The organism is Dactylosporangium sp. CA-139114, assembly GCF_050955725.1.
In the GTDB taxonomy this organism is placed as follows: Bacteria; Actinomycetota; Actinomycetes; order Mycobacteriales; family Micromonosporaceae; genus Dactylosporangium.
In genome coordinates this window covers 1,172,912-1,191,620 of sequence record NZ_CP192080.1, presented here as the reverse complement: position 1 = coordinate 1,191,620, position 18,709 = coordinate 1,172,912, and the positions used below count along the sequence as shown (strand labels likewise).

Below are 18,709 nucleotides of genomic sequence, written 5' to 3'. Positions count from 1 at the left end.
TGCGAAGCGCGGGCTACTAGCTGAGCAGCTGCTGAGCGACAGCCTTGGCGGTGTTGCTGGAGATCGCGAAGCCGACGCCGATGTTGCCGGCCGTCTCGCTGGTCGAGGCGATGGCGGTGTTGATGCCGATGAGCTGCCCGGCCATGTTGACCAGGGCGCCGCCCGAGTTGCCCGGGTTGATCGCGGCGTCGGTCTGGATCGCGCCGGTGATCTTCGCGCCGGTCGAGACCTGCTGGCCGCGGCCGCCCTGGCCCGACTCCGCGCTCTCGTCGATCTCACGGTTGAGCGCGCTGACGATGCCGGAGGTCACCGAGGCCTCCAGGCCCAGCGGGCTGCCGACGGCGAGGACCGAGTCGCCCACCTTGACGGAGGAGCTGTCGGCGAAGGCCAGCGGGGTGTAGGTGCCGCCGGCCGTGAGCTTGACGACCGCGAGGTCGTTGGCCTCGTCGGTGCCGACGATCTGGGCGGTGCCCGACTTGCCGCCGGAGAAGCTGACCTGCACCGTGTTGCCGCGGGCCGTCGCGACGACGTGGTTGTTCGTGAGGATGGCGCCGTCGGCCGTGATGATCACGCCCGAGCCGACCGCGGAGCCGGTGTTGATGGAGACCACGCTCGGCAGCACGGCGGCCGCGACGTCGGCGAGGTTCGCGCTGCCCGTCTTCGACGTGCTGGTGTTCTGCGCGCTGACGACGGTGCTCGTCGCGCTCGACGGCCGCAGCTCGAGGGCGGCGACCCCGCCGCCGAAGGCCGACGCGGCGGAAATCGCGGCCGCGGCGATCACCGCGACGACGCCCTTGCTCAGCCGGCGGCTCGTGACAGGAGCCGGCACCGCGGTGGCGGGCGTCACATAGGGTGACGACGGCGGGTACCACTGCGGGGGGTGCTGCATGTGCGGGACATGCGGCGGCACGTGGTTGGAAGGCATGTGCTGCTGTGCTTCTTCGGCCGGCGTCTGCGCCCATCCCTGCTGTTCGCTCATGATTTGAGCTTGGCCGCAGTTGCTTGCGGGCCACCGGGAGCGGCCTGGGAACCGGCTGTGAGAGGAAGCCGAACCTGGAAGGTCGCTCCGCCACCCGGCGTGACGAAGACCGAGACCGTGCCCTGGTGCACCGCCACGAGCGCGGCGACGATCGCCAGGCCCAGCCCGCTGCCGCTGTGCGAGCCGCCGGCCTGCTGGCGGGTGCGGGCCTTGTCGACGCGGTAGAAGCGCTCGAAGACGCGGGCCGCCTGCTCGTCGGTCAGGCCCGCCCCGTGGTCCACGATCTCGATCAGCGCGTCGCCGCCGTCCCGGCGCAGCCGCAGCTGCACGGGGGTGCCCGGCGGCGTGTGGGTCAGCGCGTTCGTCATGAGGTTGCCGACCACCTGCCGCAGCCGCGCCTCGTCGCCGTTGACCTCGATGGGCTCGTCGGTCTCGAGCTCCAGCGCGATGTCGCGGTCGGGGGCCACGGCGGACGCGGCCGCGACCGCGTCGCCGGCGATCACCCGCAGGTCCATGTCGGCCAGGCTGAGCGGGCGCTCCTCGTCGAGGCGGGCCAGCATCAGCAGGTCCTCGACCAGCAGCCCCATCCGGTTGGCCTCGTCCTCGATGCGGCGCAGCAGGGCCGAGGTCTCCTCCGGGGCGCGGGCGGCGCCCTGGCGGTACAGCTCGGCGAATCCCCGGATCGTGGTGAGCGGCGTGCGCAGCTCGTGGGAGGCGTCGGCGATGAACTGCCGCATGCGCTCCTCGGAGGCCTCGCGCACGCGGAAGGCCCCCTCGATCTGCCCGAGCATGACGTTCAGCGCGCCGGCGAGGTGGCCCATCTCCGTCTCGGGCGGGCTCTCGGGCACGCGCTTGGTGAGGTCGCCCGCGGCGATCGCGGCCGCGGTGCGCTCGATGTCGCGCAGCGGCTGCAGGCTGGTCCGCACGATGGTGACCCCGACGGCGGCGATGACCACGAGCACGCCCGCGCCGATGAACAGCTCGGCCGCGACGAGCTCGTCGACCGCGTTGTCGATCATCGACAGGTTCTCGGCGACGCCGATGACGTTCACGCCGTCCTGCCGGGTGGTGGGCCGCTTGATGATCAGCACGCGCCAGCGCTCGCGGGTGCTGGCGGCGGTCACGGTGTAGGGCTCGCCGATGTGGTCGCTGACGTCGTTGCCCACCGGCAACGGCGGCCGGGGATCACTGTCGGAGAGCCCGACGATCTGCCAGCCCAGCTGGTCCTTGGCGTTGTAGGCCAGATAGAAGTAGAAGTAGTTGCTCTGCGTCATGACCGACGTCTGGCCGTGGGTCTGGGCCTGCACCTGCGCCTGCAGCCGGTCGAGGTCGACGTTGCCGGCGAGCTGGCGCAGCTGGCCGTCGACCTTGTCGATCATCGAGCTGCGCATGACCAGGGCGCTCGCGACGCCGATGACGAGCAGCGCCATGGTGACGAGGGTCAGCACGGCCGCCACGAGCTTGACCCGCAGCGGAACGTCGGCGATGAACCGCACCGCAGGACCGGATCAGACGGGCAGGCGCAGGACGTAGCCCACGCCGCGCAGGGTGTGGATGAGCCGCGGCTCGGCGATGTCGACCTTGCGGCGCAGGTAGGAGATGTAGGACTCCACGATGCTGTCGTCGCCGCGGAAGTCGTAGTTCCAGACGAAGTCCAGGATCTGGGCCTTGGACAGCACGCGGCCGGCGTTGAGCATGAGATACCGCAGCAGCTTGAACTCCGTCGGCGACAGCGCGATGGTCTGCCCCGCCCGGCTCACCTCGTGCGTCTCCTCGTCCAGCTCCAGGTCGTGGAAGACCAGGCGGTTGGGGCCGGGATCGCCGGCGGTGCGGCGCAGCACGGCCCGGATGCGGGCGGTGAGCTCCTCCAGGCTGAACGGCTTGGTGACGTAGTCGTCGCCGCCGAGCGTGAGGCCGCGGACCTTGTCCTCGGTGCCGTCGCGCGCGGTCAGGAAGACGACCGGGAGCCGGACCCCGCCCTCGCGCAGGCGCCGGATCACCTCGAAGCCGTCGAGGTCGGGCAGCATCACGTCGAGGACCACCAGGTCGGGCTTGGCCTCGCGGGCCGCGGTGACCGCCTCACTGCCGGTGGTCACCGCGTCCACCGCAAAGCCGGCAAAGCGCAGGCTGGCGGAGAGGAGCTCGCGGATATTCGGGTCGTCCTCGACCACGAGCAGCCTCGCCTCAGCCTGCGCCACGCCTGGCGACGATGCACCCCCGGATTGTGCGACGCCGCCTCGTACCCCCATGCGCATATCTTTCCGCCCTCCGCTGAAGTAGGGCTGGTGGTTGCCTGGGAAGTTCCTGGGCACCGTCCGGCCTACCTGAGCAAGCGTCTCACCTGGTCGATCGCGCCGTCCAACACCACCAGGGTGGCTCGCATGGTCTCCTGGCTGGCGCGGCCGGTGCGAGCCAGGCGGCGCACCTCGGCCAGTAGCAGCGCGGCCTTGTCCTCCAGCTCGCCGACGACGTCCGCGGGCGGGGCGGCCGGGCGGGCCCCGGTGGCGCCGGGCCGCGGCGGGTAGCCCCACCCGAACGAGGCCGGCCCCGGCGGCGGGCTGTTGCGCACCTGCCGGCTGGCCTCCTTGAGCTCCCGCTTCAGGTCGCGCACGGAGCCGCGCACGCCCTGCTCGACCTCGTCGGCGAGGGTCGAGAGATCGGCGAGCGAGGCGTTGATGTCGGCCTCGAGCGACTCGAGCTCGCGGGCGCGCCGGTCCAGCTCGGCCCGGCCGGCGGCGGCGATCTCGTACACCTTGCGGCCGCCCTCCGCCGTGTGCGTGATCAGGCCGTCGGCCTCCATGCGCTGCAGGCGGGGGTAGATGGTGCCGGCCGACGGGGCGTAGAGGCCGTGGAAGCGGTTCTCCAGCAGGCGGATGAGCTCATAGCCGTGGCGGGGGCCCTCGTTGAGCAGCTTCAGCAGGTAGAGCCGGAGCCGGCCGTGGCTGAACACCGCGCTCATGCCGTCTTCTCTTCCTGGTCGGTGGCCGGCGGTTCGCCTCGGGTCGGGGGCTCGCCGCCCATCAGGCGCATCGCTTCCTCGTCGTCCATGGGCGGTTCGGCGTCCTCGTCGTCCATCGGCGGCTCGTCGTCCACCGGCCTGCGCAACAACGAGATCGTGCCAGACGTGGCGCTGGCCGCCAGATGTCCACCGGACCCCGCGCCGAGGCGTCCGGTCACGGTGTTCCTCGCGTGCTGGTCGAGCTCCGGGAACCCGTTCACCACGTGCCCGGAGATCGCGTGCAGGCTCACCCGCAGGTCGCTGTCCTCGCGCACCCGAGCCGTGATCTCCCCCGACACCGTGTCGAGTCGCACCTCGGTCCCGGCCGGCGGGTTGTCGAGATCGCAGGTGACCGAGCCGGAGATGGTTCGAGCCGAGACCTGCCCCGCCGTCGAGTCCGCCACCACGATCTCACCCGAGACCGTCTCGAACGCGACCGTGCCCCCGAGCGTGAGCCCCTCGATCGAGCCGGACACGACCCGCCCGGCCACCGGCCCGTCGATGCCGAGCAGCGTGATCCGCCCGCTGGTGACGTCGACGGTGGCCCCGTTGCGCAGCGAGGACGCGATGACCGCGCCCGAGGCGAGGTGCAGCCTCACCGCGGCCCCCGTCGGCACCACGATCGAAACGTCGACCTTGAACCGCTGGTGGAACAGCCACCAGAGGAATCCCGGCCAGCCCTTCGGGAACTCCTGCGTGACGTCGAGCCGCCCACCACCGGCCTCGACGTGCACGGGCCGGTCCCCGATCTCGGCCACCTCGACGCGCGCGGGCCCGTCGTCGGACCCGACGACGTTGAGCCGCCCCGCGACGAGCGAGACACTGAGGTCGGTGACGCCTTGATCGAGCACGATCTTCTGCGGCTCGCTTACCTTCCACGCGGTCATGTCGCGCACTCCTCGCTCACGCTCTCCTGCGGCGAAGCGTAGCGCGAAACGCGATACATCGCGACTGTCGCTCACGACATAATGGCTCGCCACGTGATCGGCGCAGAGGCCCGCCCCAGCCGCGCGCACGGTCGGCTCGGCACCGCGCACCGCGGCACGGCGCGGACGCGCAACACGCAACACGCTCACCGCCCAGACGCCATGTCCGACGCAGTGGCGCAGGAGCGACGGCTTCCGCCGGGCGCCGGTCCACCCGGCGCCCGGCGCCGATGCTGCGGTAGGTGGTGATGGTCTCGAGAAAGCGCGCTCTGCAACGGAAAGGAGAGGCAGTGATGTGCGCGGCCGCGCAGGGGTCAGGCCGCCACGACGGCGGTCGCCGCGCGCGCCAGGACTCGGCGGGAGTGGGTGTGCGCGTGCGGGTGGGAGTCACACGCGGCCGGGTGCAGCTTCGGATGGGCCCGCAGGCTGATGGAGAGGTCGCGGGCGGCCAGGACCCGCTTGAGGGACGCCAGCAGGGTCTCGTCGCCGATGAAGGCGGCCACCGTCGTCACCACCCCGCTCTGGGCGAAGGTGAGGCGGACGGGCACGACCGGTACGCCGGCATCGACCGCGGCCTGGAACATCGCGGGGCGGAAGGTCCCGCCCATGCGCCCGCACCACGTGGTGCCCTCCGGGAAGACCGCGACCACGCCGCCGGCCGCGATGTTGCGGCGCACCTCCGCGACCGTCGACGGGAGGCTCTTCGGGCGGGAGCGGTCCACGAACACGGTGCCGAGGGTCGCGGCGAGCCGGCCGATGAGGGGCCACGAGCGGACCTCGCGCTTGGCCAGCAGGCGGGCCGGCGCGTGGGCGAGGATCACGATCACGTCAAGCCAGCTCACGTGGTTGGCCACGAGCAGGGCGCCGGACTGCGGGATGCGGCCGGTCGCGCAGTGCTTGATGCCGAGGCCGGCGAGCACGGAGCGGGCCAGGGCGCGCTGGGCGCGGATCAGGCCGCGCTGGGGCAGCAGGGCCAGCACCGGCACCGAGAGGGCGGCGAAGAGCAGCACGGCGCCGGTGACCGCGATGCGCTTGGCCACGATCAGGCGCGACACGTGCCGGTCCGGGGCGGCCGGCAGGCAGTCCGCGCCGCACGTCGAGCGAGGCAGCCAGAGGCTGTCCATGACCGCCATGGGGGTCACCGCTGTCCGAGGAAGTGGCGCATGTACCGCGGGTTGACCCGATCCAGCGACAGCAGCACGTAGAAGTCGGCGCAGTCGAAGTCGGGGTCGTGCGCCGGCGCGCCGCCCACCCAGGCGCCCAGGCGCAGGTAGCCCTTGAGCAGCGGCGGCACGTTGAGCTTGGCCGGGGGCTCGACGTCGCCGACCCACGGGTTGCGGGGGCGCACCCGCCAGGCGCTCGGCACCAGGTGCTGGCGCCGGGCGAGGTCCCAGACGCCCGCGGCGGTCGCGCCGCCGTCGGCCAGCGGGACCGACGCGCAGCCGCCGAGCCAGCGGTGCCCGTGCAGGTGCATGTAGCGCGCGATGCCGGCCCACATGAGGTTGATGACGGCGCCGCTGCGGTGGTCGGGGTGCACGCAGGAGCGGCCGGTCTCGACCAGGCCCTCGCGCAGCCGGGCGAGGCCGGTGAGGTCGAACTCGGTGTCGGCGTAGAGCCCGCCGGCCGCGGCCGCCCGGTCCGGCGGGAGCATGCGGTAGGTCCCCACGACCTCGCCGGTGCGCTCCTCGCGGATGATCAGGTGGTCGCAGTGCTCGTCGAACGCGTCGGCGTCGAGACCTTCCTCGGTGCTGTGCAGGGTGGCGCCCAGCTCACCGGCGAAGACGTCGTGGCGGAGCCGTTGTGCGGCCCGGACCTGGGCGCCGTCGGTGGCCACCAGCAGGGTGTAGCGCTGCAAGTCGCCCAGCTCTTGCGGGCCGGCGGCGACGGCGAGAATCGTCATGCGTTCGGTGTAGGCGTCGAGGTCTGCGGATGGCTGACACTCACAGGTTCGCCTGATGGCGCGCGGGTGAACTGTCGCTACCGTGGTCAGCCATGGCGGGATACTCAGGCACACCGTTACCCAAGAAGCTCGGGATCCACGCGGGACACCGCGTCCTGCTGGATGGCGCCCCGCCCGGGTTCGACCTCGCGGAGCTGCCCGTGGACGTGGTGCTCCACCGCCGCAGCGCGCCAGGGCTGTACGACGTGATTGTCCTGTTCTGTCCCGACTCCGCCCGGTTGCGCCGCCGGTGGCGGGTTCTGCACCGGCTCACCCCGCCCGCGGGCGCGCTCTGGGTGGCCTGGCCGAAGCGCTCCTCGGGGCTGGCCACGGACCTCGACGAGCACGTCGTTCGCGAGTATGCCCTGGCCAACGGCCGGGTGGACGTTAAGGTGTGCGCGATCGACGAAATCTGGTCCGGCCTGAAGCACGTCATCCGCGTGGCGGATCGACCCTAGATCGCGCGCGACTTGTCCGGACATGCCATATTGACGCCTTCACCTGTCTCACGGAGGGAGCGGCGCCTTGTCCAACGGGCAGATCGTCGTCTCCGGCCTGACGAAGCAGTACCGCAACGTCAGAGCCGTCGACAATTTGTCGTTCGTGGTCGAGCCGGGCCGCGTCACCGGGTTCCTCGGACCGAACGGTGCCGGCAAGACCACCACCTTGCGCATGGTCCTCAACCTCGTCACGCCGACGTCCGGCACCGCGACGATCGGCGGGCACCGCTACGCCGACGTCGCCGAGCCCTTGCAGCTGGTCGGCGCGATCCTGGAGGCCTCGGCCGCACACAAGGGCCGCACCGCGCGCAACCATCTGCGCTGTGTGGCCGCGGCCGGCGGCTTCCCCGCCTCGCGGGTCGACGAGGTGCTGGAGCTGGTCGGGCTCACCACCGCGGCCAAGCGCAAGTTCCGCGGCTACTCGCTGGGCATGAAGCAGCGCCTCGGCATCGCGCAGGCGCTGCTGGGCAACCCCAAGGTGCTGATCCTCGACGAGCCGGCCAACGGCCTGGACCCCGAGGGTATCCGCTGGATGCGCGGGCTGCTGCAGGGCCTGGCCCAGCAGGGGCGCACGGTCCTCGTCTCCAGCCACCTGCTGTCGGAGATGGAGATCCTCGCCGACGACGTGGTCATCATCGCCGCGGGCAAGCTGGTCACCCAGGGCCCCGTCGACAAGATCATCGGCCAGGGCTCGACCCAGGTCGCGGTGCGGGTGCGCACCCCCAACATCCAGGAGCTGGTCACCGCGGTGCGCGAGGCCGGCGGGGCGATCAACCCCAACAACAACGGCGCGCACATGATCACCGGCCTGGACGCCCCGGCCGTGGGCAAGCTCGCCCTGCAGGCCGGGGTCGAGCTGCACGAGCTGGTCGCCGAGCGGCCCGACCTGGAGCACGTGTTCCTCGAACTGACCCAGGGAAGGGCGGACATCCGATGATCCGGCTCATCCGCAGCGAGCTGATCAAGCTGCGCACCACGAACATGTGGTGGATCTTCCTGCTGTGCTCGGTGGCGTTCGTCGGGCTCGCGCTGCTCATCAACACCGCCCAGGCGGACTCGGACCTGTCCACGCCCGACTACCTGAACCAGGCGCCGCCGCCCGGCATGTCGCCACAGGACCAGGCCGACTTCCTGGCCCAGCAGCAGGCCGCGAGGGACGAGGCGGCGGCCAACCACACCGGGGCCGGGCTGGCCCGCATCGCCGCCAACGTCTACACGTCGGGCCAGTTCTTCGGCCTGATGATGGTCATGCTGCTGGCGATCCTGCTGATCACGAACGAGTTCTACCACCAGACCGCGACGGCGACGTTCCTCGCGACGCCGAAGCGCACCAAGGTCATCGCGGCGAAGCTGATCACCGGCGGCGCGATGGCGGTGATCTTCTGGTTCATCGCCACCGTGATCAACGTCGTGGTCGGCGCGATCTTCTTCTCCAGCGAGGGTGTGGCCAACAGCCTGGGGCACTGGACCGCGCAACAGGCGATCCTGCTCAACCTGCTCGTGTACGTCCTGTGGGGCATCTTCGGCATCGGCATCGGGGTGCTCATCCGCAGCCAGATCGGCGCGACGATCACGGCCGCGGTCGTCTACACCATCGGCACCTACGCGGCGCTGGCCATGCTGGCCCTCATCCGGGAATACCTCATCAAGGAGGACTGGGTGCTGGAGGCGGCCGTCTATATCCCGCCGCTCGCCTCCGAGCACGTGGTCGGCTCGCTGCGGGGCCAGATGGGCAACACCCACCTGCCCGCCCGGTGGGTCGGCGTCGTGGTGCTGGTCGGCTGGGCCGTGATCCTCGGCACAATCGGCACACTGATCACCCGCAAGCGCGACATCGCCTGACGGTGCGTGACGGGGTGCTCGCACCACCGCCTCAAGAGTTGCGCAAGATGTAACTGCAAGATCTTGGACAACTGTGGCCGCCCTCGGGCGGCCACAGTTGTAAGGGTGGGACGTCAGGCCGCTCGTCAACATGGTCACTCCGGCGGCGTCGGCGACGAACGAGCGTTAGGCAGCGCGTAGCCTAAAGGACCGGACATCCGTAACCCCTAGCAACTCGCGTTTGGAAGAGGCGATCAAGAGCCGTGTCGACCCAAGCGACCAACTCGCAGGAGAATCCGCTGGCGGGATTTGGCCCGAACGAGTGGATCGTCGAGGACATGTACCAGCGGTACCTCGCGGACCCGGCGAGCGTGGACTCGGCGTGGCACGACTTCTTCGCCGACTACAAGCCCGCCCCGGACGTTGCCGAGGCCGCGGCGCCGGCCAAGCCCGCCGAGAAGCCGGTCGAGACGAAGGCCGCCAAGCCCGCCCCGGCCGCCCCGGCGGCCAAGCCGGTCGAGAAGGCCCCCGAGAAGGCCCCTGAGCAGGCCGCGGCGAAGAAGGCCGTCCCCGCCGCCAAGCCCGCGCCGACGCGCGAGACTCCCGCACCCGCCGGCGGCGCGAAGCGCGTCCCGCTGCGCGGTGTGGCCGCCCGCATCGTGCAGAACATGGACGCCTCGCTCGAGGTTCCCACGGCCACGAGCGTGCGCGCCGTGCCGGCCAAGCTGCTCTCCGACAACCGGATCGTGATCAACAACCATCTCGCCCGCGGTCGCGGCGGGAAGGTGTCCTTCACGCACCTGATCGGATACGCGCTGGTCCGGGCCATCGCCGCGCACCCGGAGATGAACAACAGCTTCGCCGAGATCGACGGCAAGCCGAACCTGGTCGAGCCCGAGCACGTCAACCTCGGCATCGCGATCGACCTGGCCAAGCCGGACGGCTCGCGCTCCCTCGTCGTGCCCAGCATCAAGGGCGCCGGGGACATGGACTTCCGCCAGTTCTGGTCGGCCTACGAGGACATCGTCCGCCGTGCCCGGCGCAACGAGCTGACCATGGACGACTACGCCGGCACCACGATCTCGCTGACCAACCCGGGCGGCATCGGCACCGTGCACTCGATGCCGCGGCTCATGGCCGGGCAGGGCGCGATCATCGGCGTCGGCGCGATGGAATACCCGGCGCCCTACGCCGGCATGTCCGACGAGACCCTGGCCGAGCTCGGCATCAGCAAGATCATCACGCTGACCAGCACCTACGACCACCGGATCATCCAGGGCGCCCAGTCCGGCGAGTTCCTCAAGGTCATGCACGAGCTGCTGCTCGGCGAGCACGGGTTCTACGACCAGATCTTCACCGCGCTGCGCATCCCGTACGAGCCGGTGCGCTGGGTCCGCGACGTGGCCCGCACCTCCGAGGGCCAGATCGACAAGGCGGCCCGGGTCGTGGAGCTCATCCACGCCTACCGGGTGCGCGGGCACCTGATGGCCGACACCGACCCGCTCGAGTTCCGCATCCGCCGCCACCCGGACCTCGACGTGCTCGAGCACGGGCTGACCCTGTGGGACCTCGACCGCGTCTTCCCGGTCGGCGGGTTCTCCGGCAAGCAGAAGATGAAGCTGCGGGCCGTGCTCGGCGTGCTGCGCGACTCCTACTGCCGCCGCGTCGGCGTCGAGTACATGCACATCATGGACCCGGAGGAGCGGCGCTGGATCGCCGAGCGGGTCGAGAAGCCCTACGAGAAGCCCAGCACCGACGAGCAGAAGCACATCCTCAACCGGCTCAATGCCGCCGAGGCCTTCGAGACGTTCCTGCAGACGAAGTACGTCGGGCAGCGCCGCTTCTCCCTGGAGGGCGGCGAGTCGCTGATCCCGCTGCTCGACGAGATCCTGCAGAACTCGGCCGAGAGCGAGCTCGACGAGGTCGTCATCGGCATGGCGCACCGCGGCCGGCTCAACGTGCTGGCCAACATCGTCGGCAAGCCGTACGAGAAGATCTTCTCCGAGTTCGAGGGCCACCTGGACCTGAAGTCGGCGCACGGCTCGGGCGACGTGAAGTACCACCTGGGCATGACCGGCAAGTACACGCACCCGAACGGCGAGCACGCGACCACCGTCTCGGTCGTCGCGAACCCGTCGCACCTGGAGGCCGTGAACCCGGTGCTCGAGGGCATCGTGCGGGCCAAGCAGGACAAGATCGACCTCAAGCTCGAGGGCTACACCGTCCTGCCGCTGCTCATCCACGGCGACGCGGCCTTCGCCGGCCAGGGCGTCGTGGCCGAGACGCTGAACCTGTCGCAGCTGCGCGGCTACCGCACCGGCGGCACCGTCCACGTCGTGGTCAACAACCAGGTCGGGTTCACCACCGCGCCGGAGTACTCGCGCTCCTCGCTCTACTCGACCGACGTGGCCCGGATGATCCAGGCGCCGATCTTCCACGTCAACGGCGACGACCCCGAGGCCGTCGTGCGGGTGGCGCGGCTGGCGTTCGAATACCGCCAGGCGTTCAACAAGGACGTCGTGATCGACCTGGTCTGCTACCGCCGCCGCGGGCACAACGAGGGCGACGACCCCTCGATGACCAACCCGCTGATGTACGCGATCATCGACCAGAAGCGCTCGGTGCGAAAGATCTACACCGAGGAGCTCATCGGTCGCGGCGACATCCCGATCACCGAGGCCGAGGCGCTGCTCAAGGACTATCACGAGCAGCTCGAGACGGTGTTCAAGGCGACCCGGGACGCCTCCAGCTCGCCCGCCGCGCGGCTCACCCGGCTGCGGGAGCCCGAGGCGGAGCCGGTGGTCGAGACCAAGATCGACGAGTCGGTCCTGCGGGCGATCGGCGAGGCCCACGTCAAGCTCCCCGACGGCTTCACCCCGCACAAGCGCGTCCAGCAGCTGCTCGACCGCCGCGCGAAGATGGCCGTCGAGGGCGACATCGACTGGGGCTTCAGCGAGATCATCGCGTTCGGCTCGCTGGTCCACGACGGCGTCACGGTCCGCCTCTCCGGCCAGGACTCGCGGCGCGGCACGTTCGTGCAGCGCCACGCCGGGATCGTCGACGCCGAGACCGGCGCGGACTACATGCCGGTGTCGTCGCTGATCAAGGACAACGCGAAGCTCTTCGTCTACGACTCGCTGCTGTCGGAGTTCGCGGCGATGGGCTTCGAATATGGCTACTCGGTGGAGAACCCGGACGCGCTGGTCATGTGGGAGGCGCAGTTCGGCGACTTCGTCAACGGCGCCCAGTCGATCGTGGACGAGTTCATCTCCTCCGGCGAGGTCAAGTGGGGCCAGCTGGCCTCGGTCACGCTGCTGCTGCCGCACTCGCACGAGGGCCAGGGCCCCGACCACACGTCGGGCCGGCTGGAGCGGTATCTGCAGCTGTGCGCCGAGGACAACATGCGCGTGGCGGTGCCGACCACCCCGGCGAACCACTTCCACCTGCTGCGCCGCCAGGCCCTGTCGCCGAAGAAGAAGCCGCTCGTGGTCTTCACGCCCAAGTCGCTGCTGCGGCACCGGCTGTGCGTGTCGAGCGTCGAGGACTTCACCACCGGCACCTTCGCCACGGTGCTGGCCGACCCGGGCGTGAAGGGCACCGCGCTGGACCCGAAGGCGGTGAAGCGGGTCCTGCTGTGCTCGGGCAAGGTCTTCTACGACCTGCTGCAGGCGCGCACCGACCGCGGCATCACCGACACGGCGATCATCCGCGTCGAGCAGCTCTACCCGATGCCGATCGAGGAGCTCAAGGCGGCGCTGGAGCAGTACCCGAACGCCGAGGACTTCGCCTGGGTCCAGGAGGAGCCGGCGAACCAGGGGGCCTGGTCGTTCATCGCGCTCAACCTGCTCGAGCAGCTGCAGGGCGTGGGGCTGCGCCGCATCTCCCGGCCGGCCGCCGCCGCTCCGGCGGTGGGCTCGACCAAGCTGCACGACGCCGAGCAGCAGGCGCTGATCGAGGCGGCCCTGCCGAAGCCGTGATCGCGGTTCGGTAACTTCCGGGGGCACGGCGGCGACGCCGTGCCCCCGTTTCGCATCTTCCGGAAGGACGCGTCATGTACTTCACCGATCGCGGCATCGAGGAGCTGGCCCAGCGCCGCGGCGAGGAGGAGGTCTCGATCGAGTGGCTGGCCGAGCGGCTGCGCGACTTCGTCGACCTCAACCCCGAGTTCGAGACGCCGATCGAGCGGCTGGCCGTCTACCTGGCGCGGCTGGACGACGAGGACGACGAGTAGACCAGTCCGTCCATTTCGGACATTTGCCGCAATTTAGCGAGGTGATCGGCGGACGCCTATCCCCCTGAGGGTCGACAGGTCGTCCAAATGGTTCATCCGGTGACATCCCGGTGTAGTCCGGCAAGCCAATCGAATGTCCCCACTCGGGCGATATGGCTTTAGCACGAGCCGCCCTTACATTGCTCTCGTGCCCGCACGTCGCACCCGAACCGCAACCGTCACGCTGCTGACCGCTGCCCTGCTGATCCTGGGCAGCGCCTTTGCCGCGTCCGGCAGTGACGACAGCGGCACACCGTTCACCACCGCGGCCGGAGCGACCGCCGTCGACGCCTCCGCCAAGGTCCCGCACGCGGTCGGCGTACGGCACTTCAGCTTCGCGCGCGGCAGCCGGTCGCTGCCGACGACCGTGTGGTACCCGGTGCGCGGCTCCGCCCGCCAGACCCGCGGCCGCGTGCAGATCGACGCCACGCCCCTGCCCGGCGAGTTCCCGCTGATCCTGTGGAGCCACGGCTTCTTCAGCAACCCGCAGATGCAGGAGGGCATGACGAAGTTCCTGGCCGAGTCCGGATACATCGTCGCCGCCCCGGCCTACCCCTTCACCAAGAAGGACGGGCCGAAGTTCGACAAGACCGACGTGCCCAACCAGGCCGTCGACGCCTCATTCGTGATCACGCAGATGATGAAGGCGGGCAACCCGCTCGCCGACAGCATCGACCCGGACCGGCTCGGCGCGATCGGGCACTCCGGCGGCGGCACCACGACCGACTGGCTCTTCACCGGCAAGCGCGACCCGCGGCTCAAGGTCGGCGTGATCTTCGCGGGCCGGCCGACGACGGCCTACAAGGGCTCCCCCGTGCCGCTGCTGTTCGTCCACGGGGACAAGGACCCGGTCGTCGCCTACAGCCAGGGCCGCGAGTCCTACGGCAAGAACCCGTGGCCCAAGGCGTTCCTGACCATCGAGGGCGGCGAGCACGGGGCGGGCACCAACGATCCGGAGCGCGGCCACGTGCAGGTGCTGGCCACACTGCTGGACTTCCTCGACTACGCGCTCAACGGCGATGACGTGGCCCGGATGCGGCTGACGAGCGACGCCACGCTCCCGGGCTTCACGCACTTCGAATCGTCGGGGATCTACGCGCAGGCCAGCGCTCAGCCGAGCGCGACGAACAGCACGATCGCGAGCACCACGACGACACCGACGCCGACGCCGACCCAGAGCAACGTCCTGGAGCTCGCGGGCTCGGCCGGCTGATTCCTGCTGTTGTCCACCCACGCCTGGAACGCCTGAGTGTTCTGACTCGGGTCGATACGCTCATCGGGCATGGCCGACACACTACCGAGCGTGTCGGGGCCGCCAGGGCCCGAACAGTGTCGGATTGCGGGCACACTCCCCCGGTCGGGGTACTCCGCCCGGTCAGACCGAGGCCGGGTCCTCGGCGGGGGCGGCCTCGCCCACCCGGTCGCGCGACAGCAGCCGGCGCAGCAGCGCCCCGAGGCCGATGAGCGCGAGGCCGAGCAGGAAGAACGCGACGGTGAAGCCGAGCGAGGTCTCGGTCACGCCGAGTCCACCGAGCTTGTTGACGTCGATGAACGGGTACGGGTACTCGTGCACGAACGCCCCGCGCACGAGGGCGAACACCAGGTAGGCCAGCGGATAGCACAGCCAGGCGGCCGCGTACCACCACCGCACCCGCTCCCGCTCGACGACCAGCCAGGTGAGGGCGGCCAGGATCGGCACGGCCGAGTGCAGCAGCAGGTTGTGCAGCGTGTGCGCCCCGGAGTCGGCCTGGTAGAACGGGCTGGACGGGTTCGCCAGCAGGGTGTGGTACACGATCCCGGTGATGCAGCTGTAGAGCGTCGCCGCGCCGCGGACCCAGGCGGGCACCGGCCGGAACACGGCGACCCCGGACACCGCGGCGATGATGACGGCGCTCTGCACCGTGAAGTAGACGAACGAGCCCCAGTCCCCGTGGTTCGACACCTGCAGCGCGACGATGCCGGCCACCGCGCACACGGCGGTCAGCGCGCGGAACACGACAGTCATGCGCCGGAAGGTAGCCGGATTTCGCCCCGCGGGAAAGCGGTCATGCTCCGGCGCCGCTCGTACCGTTGGTGCCATGCGCCGACTCGCCGCCGCCGTATGCCTGCTCGCCCTGCTCAGCGGCTGTTCGACGGCCCCGGCGCCGGCGCGCCGGGTGGTCGCCTCCCCCTCGGTCGCACCCACCGTGCCGGGCGCGCTGGCCCCGGTACAGCTGCCGCCGTCCCTGACGCTGCCGCCACCGGGGCTCTCCGTGTCGTCGCAGCAGGTGACGTACACCCGCGAGAGCCGCGTCCTGCGCACGGTCGTCTGGACGCCGGACCGGCCCGGACGCTACCCCGCGGTCCTGTTCAGCCACGGCCTCAACGGCACCCCGGAGGAGTTCGCGCCGCTGCTGCAGAGCTGGGCGGCGGCCGGGTTCGTGGTGATCGCCCCCGCCTACCCGAACACGACCCGGGGCGCGGTGAACTTCGACGTGTACGACGTGCTGAACCAGCCGGCCGACGCGAGCTTCGTGCTCGGGCAGGTGCTCGCGGGCCCGCTGGGCAAGCGCATCGACGCCGGGCGCCTGGCCGCCGCGGGCCACTCGGCGGGCGCGATCACGACGGTCGGCCTGTTCACGTCCGGGCGCGACAAACGCCTGCGCGCGGGGGTGGTGCTGGCCGGCAGCGGCCTCGGGGTGGGCACCGATTTCCAGGGCACGCCGGCGGCCCTCTTCTTCGTCCACGGCGACGCTGATCCGCTGGTGACCTACGACAGCGGCAAGGCGACGTACGACCTGGTCCCGTGGGCGAAGGCGATGCTGACCATCCCGGGCGGCAACCACGACGACCCGTACCTGAGCCCGTCCTCGGCGTCGTACCCGACGGTCGCGAAGAGCACGCTGGAGTTCCTGCGGCTGGAGCTGTACGGCGATGCCGCGGCCCGCTCCTCGCTGGCGTCCACCGCCGAGCTCGACTCGCACCTCTGAGCCGGGCCCCGGGGCACGGCGACGCGGGAAACGCCGCGGCGCCCCGGCCCACGGGAGGCCGGGGCGCCGCGAGCGGATCGTTTCAGCCGGTGTGGTCCAGCACGACCTTGCCGAAGACGTCACCCGAGTGCAGCAGCTCGAACGCCTTGCGCGCCTGCGAGAACGGCACCACCGAGTCGATCACCGGACGGATGCCGGTGCGCGCGAGCAGGGCCATGAGGTCGGCCAGCTCCTGCGGCGTGCCCATGCTCGTGCCCAGGATCTCCAGCTGCAGCGCGAACATCCGGCGCAGGTTCACCCGCGGCAGGTGACCACTCGTCGCGCCGGAGACCACGATCCGCCCGCCCGTCTTCGCGCACTTCATCGAGTGCTCGAAGGTGGCCTCGCCCACCGTCTCCACCACGACGTCGACGCGCTCGGGGAGGCGGCCGCCCGGCTCCACGGCCGTCGCGCCCAGAGCCGCGATGCGTTCACGCTTGGCGGCGTCGCGGCTGGTGGCGTACACCCGCGCCCCGAGCGCCGTGCCGATCAGCACCGCGGCCGTGGCCACGCCGCCGCCCGCGCCCTGCACGAGCACGGCCCCGTCGGCCTCGAGGCGGCCCTTGGTGGTGAGCATGCGGTACGCCGTGAGCCAGGCCGTCGGCAGGCACGCGGCCTCGGCGAAGGTGAGCTCCGCGGGCTTGGGCACCAGGTTGTACGCCGGCACGGTGACCTGCTCGGCGACCGTGCCCGGGTAGTACTCCGAGAGGATCGTGAAGTCGCCCTTCTCGTTGTAGACGACCGGGTAGACGACGACCTCGGCCCCGTCCGGGCCGATGCCCGCGGCGTCGCAGCCGAGGGTCATCGGCAGCTGCTCCTCGCGCAGCCCGACGCCGCGCAGGGACCACAGGTCGTGGTGGTTGAGCGCGCTGGCGCGCACGTCCACCACGGCCCAGCCGTCCCTGGGCGCCGGCTCGGGAGCATCGCCGATCTCGAGCACGGCGAGCGGGTCGGCATCGTTGAACGCGGTTGCGAAAGCGGCACGCATACCCAGGACCTTAACCCTCGTTAACGGGTGACGCCGTCGCGGCGGGCCGCCTCCGCCACCGCGGCCGCGACCGCCGGGGCCACCTGCGGGTCCAGGGCGCTCGGCACGATCGTGTCGGGCGCGAGCTCACCGGCGCCGAGCACGCCGGCGATCGCCTCGGCCGCGGCGATCTTCATGCCGTCGCTGATGCGGGTCGCCCCCGACTCCAGCGCCCCGCGGAAGATGCCGGGGAAGGCCAGCACGTTGTTGATCTGGTTCGGGAAGTCACTGCGGCCGGTGGCCACGACGCTCGCGTAGCGCGCCGCGATCTCCGGGTGCACCTCGGGCGTGGGGTTGGCCAGCGCGAAGATCGCGCCCTCCGGCGCCATGCCCGCCAGCGCCGCCTCGCCGATCGTGCCGCCGGAGACGCCGACGAGCACGTCGGCCCCGCGCAGCGCGGAGGCGATGTCGCCGGTCACGCCGCCGGCGTTGGTCTGCGCGGCGAGCGCGGCCTTGATCGGGTTGAGGTCGGTGCGGCCCGTGTGCAGGCAGCCGCGCGAGTCCAGCACGATGATCTCGCCCGGGTCCGCGCCGCCGCTGATGAGCATGCGGGTCACCGCGACGCCGGCCGCGCCCGCGCCGCTGACCACGATGCGCAGGTCACCGAGGTCGCGCCCGAGCACCTTGCAGGCGTTGCGCAGGGCGGCGAGCACCACGATCGCGGTGCCGTGCTGGTCGTCGTGGAAGACCGGGATCGCCAGCGCGTCCTCCAGCCGCCGCTCGATGTCGAAGCAGCGCGGCGCCGAGATGTCCTCGAGGTTGATGCCGCCGAAGGACGGCGCCAGTGCGGTCACGATCCGCACGATCTCGTCCGGGTCCTGGGTGTCGAGGCAGATCGGCACCGCGTCCACGCCGCCGAACTGCTTGAACAGCACGGCCTTGCCCTCCATCACCGGCATCGCCGCGCGCGGGCCGATGTTGCCCAGGCCGAGCACCGCGGAGCCGTCGGTCACCACGGCGACGGCCTTGCCGACCCAGGTGAGCCGGTGGACGAGCGACTCGTCCGCGGCGATGGCCTCGCAGACGCGGGCGACGCCGGGCGTGTAGGCCAGGGAGAGGTCCTCGCGGGTGGACAGCGGGACCGTCGACTGCACCGCGAGCTTTCCGCCGACGTGCAGGTCGAAGACGGGGTCGGACACGGAATCGGACACGGAATCGGACACGGATGTAAGCACGGGGGCTCCTTTGCCACGGCTTGTGATACAGGAAGAACGCGCGGCGCGGGTGAAAGCGCGAAAGAA

Annotated in this window: 17 protein-coding genes; 7 read left to right on the top strand and 10 right to left on the bottom strand. The window is 71.0% G+C overall.

Annotated elements, in window-relative coordinates; all coding sequences use genetic code 11:
- Window positions 1–16: 16 nt before the first annotated feature.
- The 7 genes from ACQP2P_RS05415 to ACQP2P_RS05385 all read right to left on the bottom strand — a co-directional run bounded on the left by ACQP2P_RS05415 (window position 17) and on the right by ACQP2P_RS05385 (window position 6,803).
- The gene (locus tag ACQP2P_RS05415; RefSeq protein WP_433613832.1) at window positions 17–979 is read right to left on the bottom strand and encodes a S1C family serine protease; all 963 of its coding nucleotides are present in this window, start codon (window positions 977–979) and stop codon (window positions 17–19) included.
- Complete coding sequence (locus tag ACQP2P_RS05410) at window positions 976–2,475, bottom strand: ATP-binding protein (protein WP_433613831.1); 1,500 nt, start codon at window positions 2,473–2,475, stop codon at window positions 976–978. Before ACQP2P_RS05410 ends, ACQP2P_RS05415 begins: the two co-directional genes overlap by 4 nt.
- 12 nt (window positions 2,476–2,487) lie before the next feature.
- The gene (locus ACQP2P_RS05405) at window positions 2,488–3,177 is read right to left on the bottom strand and encodes a response regulator transcription factor (RefSeq protein ID WP_350627064.1); all 690 of its coding nucleotides are present in this window, start codon (window positions 3,175–3,177) and stop codon (window positions 2,488–2,490) included.
- A 122-nt stretch (window positions 3,178–3,299) separates the two neighbouring features.
- Window positions 3,300–3,938 (bottom strand): PadR family transcriptional regulator, encoded by a 639-nt coding sequence (locus ACQP2P_RS05400; protein WP_433613830.1) that lies wholly within the window; start codon window positions 3,936–3,938, stop codon window positions 3,300–3,302.
- The gene (locus ACQP2P_RS05395; RefSeq protein WP_433613829.1) at window positions 3,935–4,864 is read right to left on the bottom strand and encodes a DUF4097 family beta strand repeat-containing protein; all 930 of its coding nucleotides are present in this window, start codon (window positions 4,862–4,864) and stop codon (window positions 3,935–3,937) included. The genes ACQP2P_RS05400 and ACQP2P_RS05395 overlap by 4 nt, the downstream gene beginning before the upstream one ends.
- 353 nt (window positions 4,865–5,217) lie before the next feature.
- On the bottom strand, window positions 5,218–6,036 hold the full coding sequence (locus ACQP2P_RS05390; protein ID WP_433613828.1) for a lysophospholipid acyltransferase family protein: 819 nt from the start codon (window positions 6,034–6,036) through the stop codon (window positions 5,218–5,220).
- 5 nt (window positions 6,037–6,041) lie between these two features.
- Window positions 6,042–6,803: a GNAT family N-acetyltransferase gene (locus ACQP2P_RS05385; protein WP_433613827.1), complete on the bottom strand. Its 762-nt coding sequence runs from the start codon at window positions 6,801–6,803 to the stop codon at window positions 6,042–6,044.
- 92 nt (window positions 6,804–6,895) lie between these two features.
- On the opposite strand from ACQP2P_RS05385, the gene ACQP2P_RS05380 reads away from it, so the two are divergent.
- The 6 genes from ACQP2P_RS05380 (at window position 6,896) to ACQP2P_RS05355 (ending at window position 14,646) form a co-directional block, all read left to right on the top strand.
- Window positions 6,896–7,300, top strand: a complete 405-nt coding sequence (locus ACQP2P_RS05380; protein WP_433613826.1) for a DUF3052 domain-containing protein — start codon at window positions 6,896–6,898, stop codon at window positions 7,298–7,300.
- A 43-nt stretch (window positions 7,301–7,343) separates the two neighbouring features.
- Window positions 7,344–8,279, top strand: coding sequence for an ABC transporter ATP-binding protein (locus ACQP2P_RS05375; protein WP_433618995.1), 936 nt, complete (start codon window positions 7,344–7,346; stop codon window positions 8,277–8,279).
- Window positions 8,276–9,184, top strand: coding sequence for an ABC transporter permease (locus ACQP2P_RS05370; RefSeq protein WP_433613825.1), 909 nt, complete (start codon window positions 8,276–8,278; stop codon window positions 9,182–9,184). The genes ACQP2P_RS05375 and ACQP2P_RS05370 overlap by 4 nt, the downstream gene beginning before the upstream one ends.
- A 242-nt stretch (window positions 9,185–9,426) precedes the next feature.
- On the top strand, window positions 9,427–13,140 hold the full coding sequence (locus ACQP2P_RS05365) for a multifunctional oxoglutarate decarboxylase/oxoglutarate dehydrogenase thiamine pyrophosphate-binding subunit/dihydrolipoyllysine-residue succinyltransferase subunit (RefSeq protein WP_433613824.1): 3,714 nt from the start codon (window positions 9,427–9,429) through the stop codon (window positions 13,138–13,140).
- A 74-nt stretch (window positions 13,141–13,214) separates the two neighbouring features.
- Window positions 13,215–13,394, top strand: coding sequence for a DUF6104 family protein (locus ACQP2P_RS05360; RefSeq protein ID WP_350611610.1), 180 nt, complete (start codon window positions 13,215–13,217; stop codon window positions 13,392–13,394).
- Between the two features lie 187 nt (window positions 13,395–13,581).
- Window positions 13,582–14,646: an alpha/beta hydrolase family protein gene (locus ACQP2P_RS05355; protein WP_433613823.1), complete on the top strand. Its 1,065-nt coding sequence runs from the start codon at window positions 13,582–13,584 to the stop codon at window positions 14,644–14,646.
- 162 nt (window positions 14,647–14,808) lie between these two features.
- Here the strand turns inward: ACQP2P_RS05355 and ACQP2P_RS05350 are convergent, their stop codons facing one another.
- The gene (locus ACQP2P_RS05350; RefSeq protein ID WP_433613822.1) at window positions 14,809–15,438 is read right to left on the bottom strand and encodes a Pr6Pr family membrane protein; all 630 of its coding nucleotides are present in this window, start codon (window positions 15,436–15,438) and stop codon (window positions 14,809–14,811) included.
- Window positions 15,439–15,511: 73 nt separating this feature from the next.
- Between ACQP2P_RS05350 and ACQP2P_RS05345 the strand changes: the two genes are divergently transcribed.
- On the top strand, window positions 15,512–16,402 hold the full coding sequence (locus tag ACQP2P_RS05345) for an alpha/beta hydrolase family protein (RefSeq protein WP_433613821.1): 891 nt from the start codon (window positions 15,512–15,514) through the stop codon (window positions 16,400–16,402).
- Between the two features lie 82 nt (window positions 16,403–16,484).
- On the opposite strand, the gene ACQP2P_RS05340 is transcribed toward ACQP2P_RS05345, so the two are convergent.
- Together ACQP2P_RS05340 and ACQP2P_RS05335 are read right to left on the bottom strand one after the other, a co-directional pair.
- Window positions 16,485–17,429 (bottom strand): zinc-binding dehydrogenase, encoded by a 945-nt coding sequence (locus tag ACQP2P_RS05340; RefSeq protein ID WP_433613820.1) that lies wholly within the window; start codon window positions 17,427–17,429, stop codon window positions 16,485–16,487.
- Between the two features lie 20 nt (window positions 17,430–17,449).
- Complete coding sequence (locus ACQP2P_RS05335) at window positions 17,450–18,631, bottom strand: NAD(P)-dependent malic enzyme (RefSeq protein ID WP_433613819.1); 1,182 nt, start codon at window positions 18,629–18,631, stop codon at window positions 17,450–17,452.
- Between the last annotated feature and the right edge of the window lie 78 nt (window positions 18,632–18,709).

Bases quoted from the DNA above. Each gene is read 5' to 3' on its own strand.
- ACQP2P_RS05415 (WP_433613832.1), bottom strand. From the start codon at position 979: ATGAGCGAACAGCAGGGATGGGCGCAGACGCCGGCCGAAGAAGCACAG.
- ACQP2P_RS05400 (WP_433613830.1), bottom strand. From the start codon at position 3,938: ATGAGCGCGGTGTTCAGCCACGGCCGGCTCCGGCTCTACCTGCTGAAG.
- ACQP2P_RS05395 (WP_433613829.1), bottom strand. From the start codon at position 4,864: ATGACCGCGTGGAAGGTAAGCGAGCCGCAGAAGATCGTGCTCGATCAA.
- ACQP2P_RS05390 (WP_433613828.1), bottom strand. From the start codon at position 6,036: ATGGCGGTCATGGACAGCCTCTGGCTGCCTCGCTCGACGTGCGGCGCG.
- ACQP2P_RS05385 (WP_433613827.1), bottom strand. From the start codon at position 6,803: ATGACGATTCTCGCCGTCGCCGCCGGCCCGCAAGAGCTGGGCGACTTG.
- ACQP2P_RS05380 (WP_433613826.1), top strand. From the start codon at position 6,896: ATGGCGGGATACTCAGGCACACCGTTACCCAAGAAGCTCGGGATCCAC.
- ACQP2P_RS05370 (WP_433613825.1), top strand. From the start codon at position 8,276: ATGATCCGGCTCATCCGCAGCGAGCTGATCAAGCTGCGCACCACGAAC.
- ACQP2P_RS05360 (WP_350611610.1), top strand. From the start codon at position 13,215: ATGTACTTCACCGATCGCGGCATCGAGGAGCTGGCCCAGCGCCGCGGC.
- ACQP2P_RS05350 (WP_433613822.1), bottom strand. From the start codon at position 15,438: ATGACTGTCGTGTTCCGCGCGCTGACCGCCGTGTGCGCGGTGGCCGGC.
- ACQP2P_RS05345 (WP_433613821.1), top strand. From the start codon at position 15,512: ATGCGCCGACTCGCCGCCGCCGTATGCCTGCTCGCCCTGCTCAGCGGC.
- ACQP2P_RS05340 (WP_433613820.1), bottom strand. From the start codon at position 17,429: ATGCGTGCCGCTTTCGCAACCGCGTTCAACGATGCCGACCCGCTCGCC.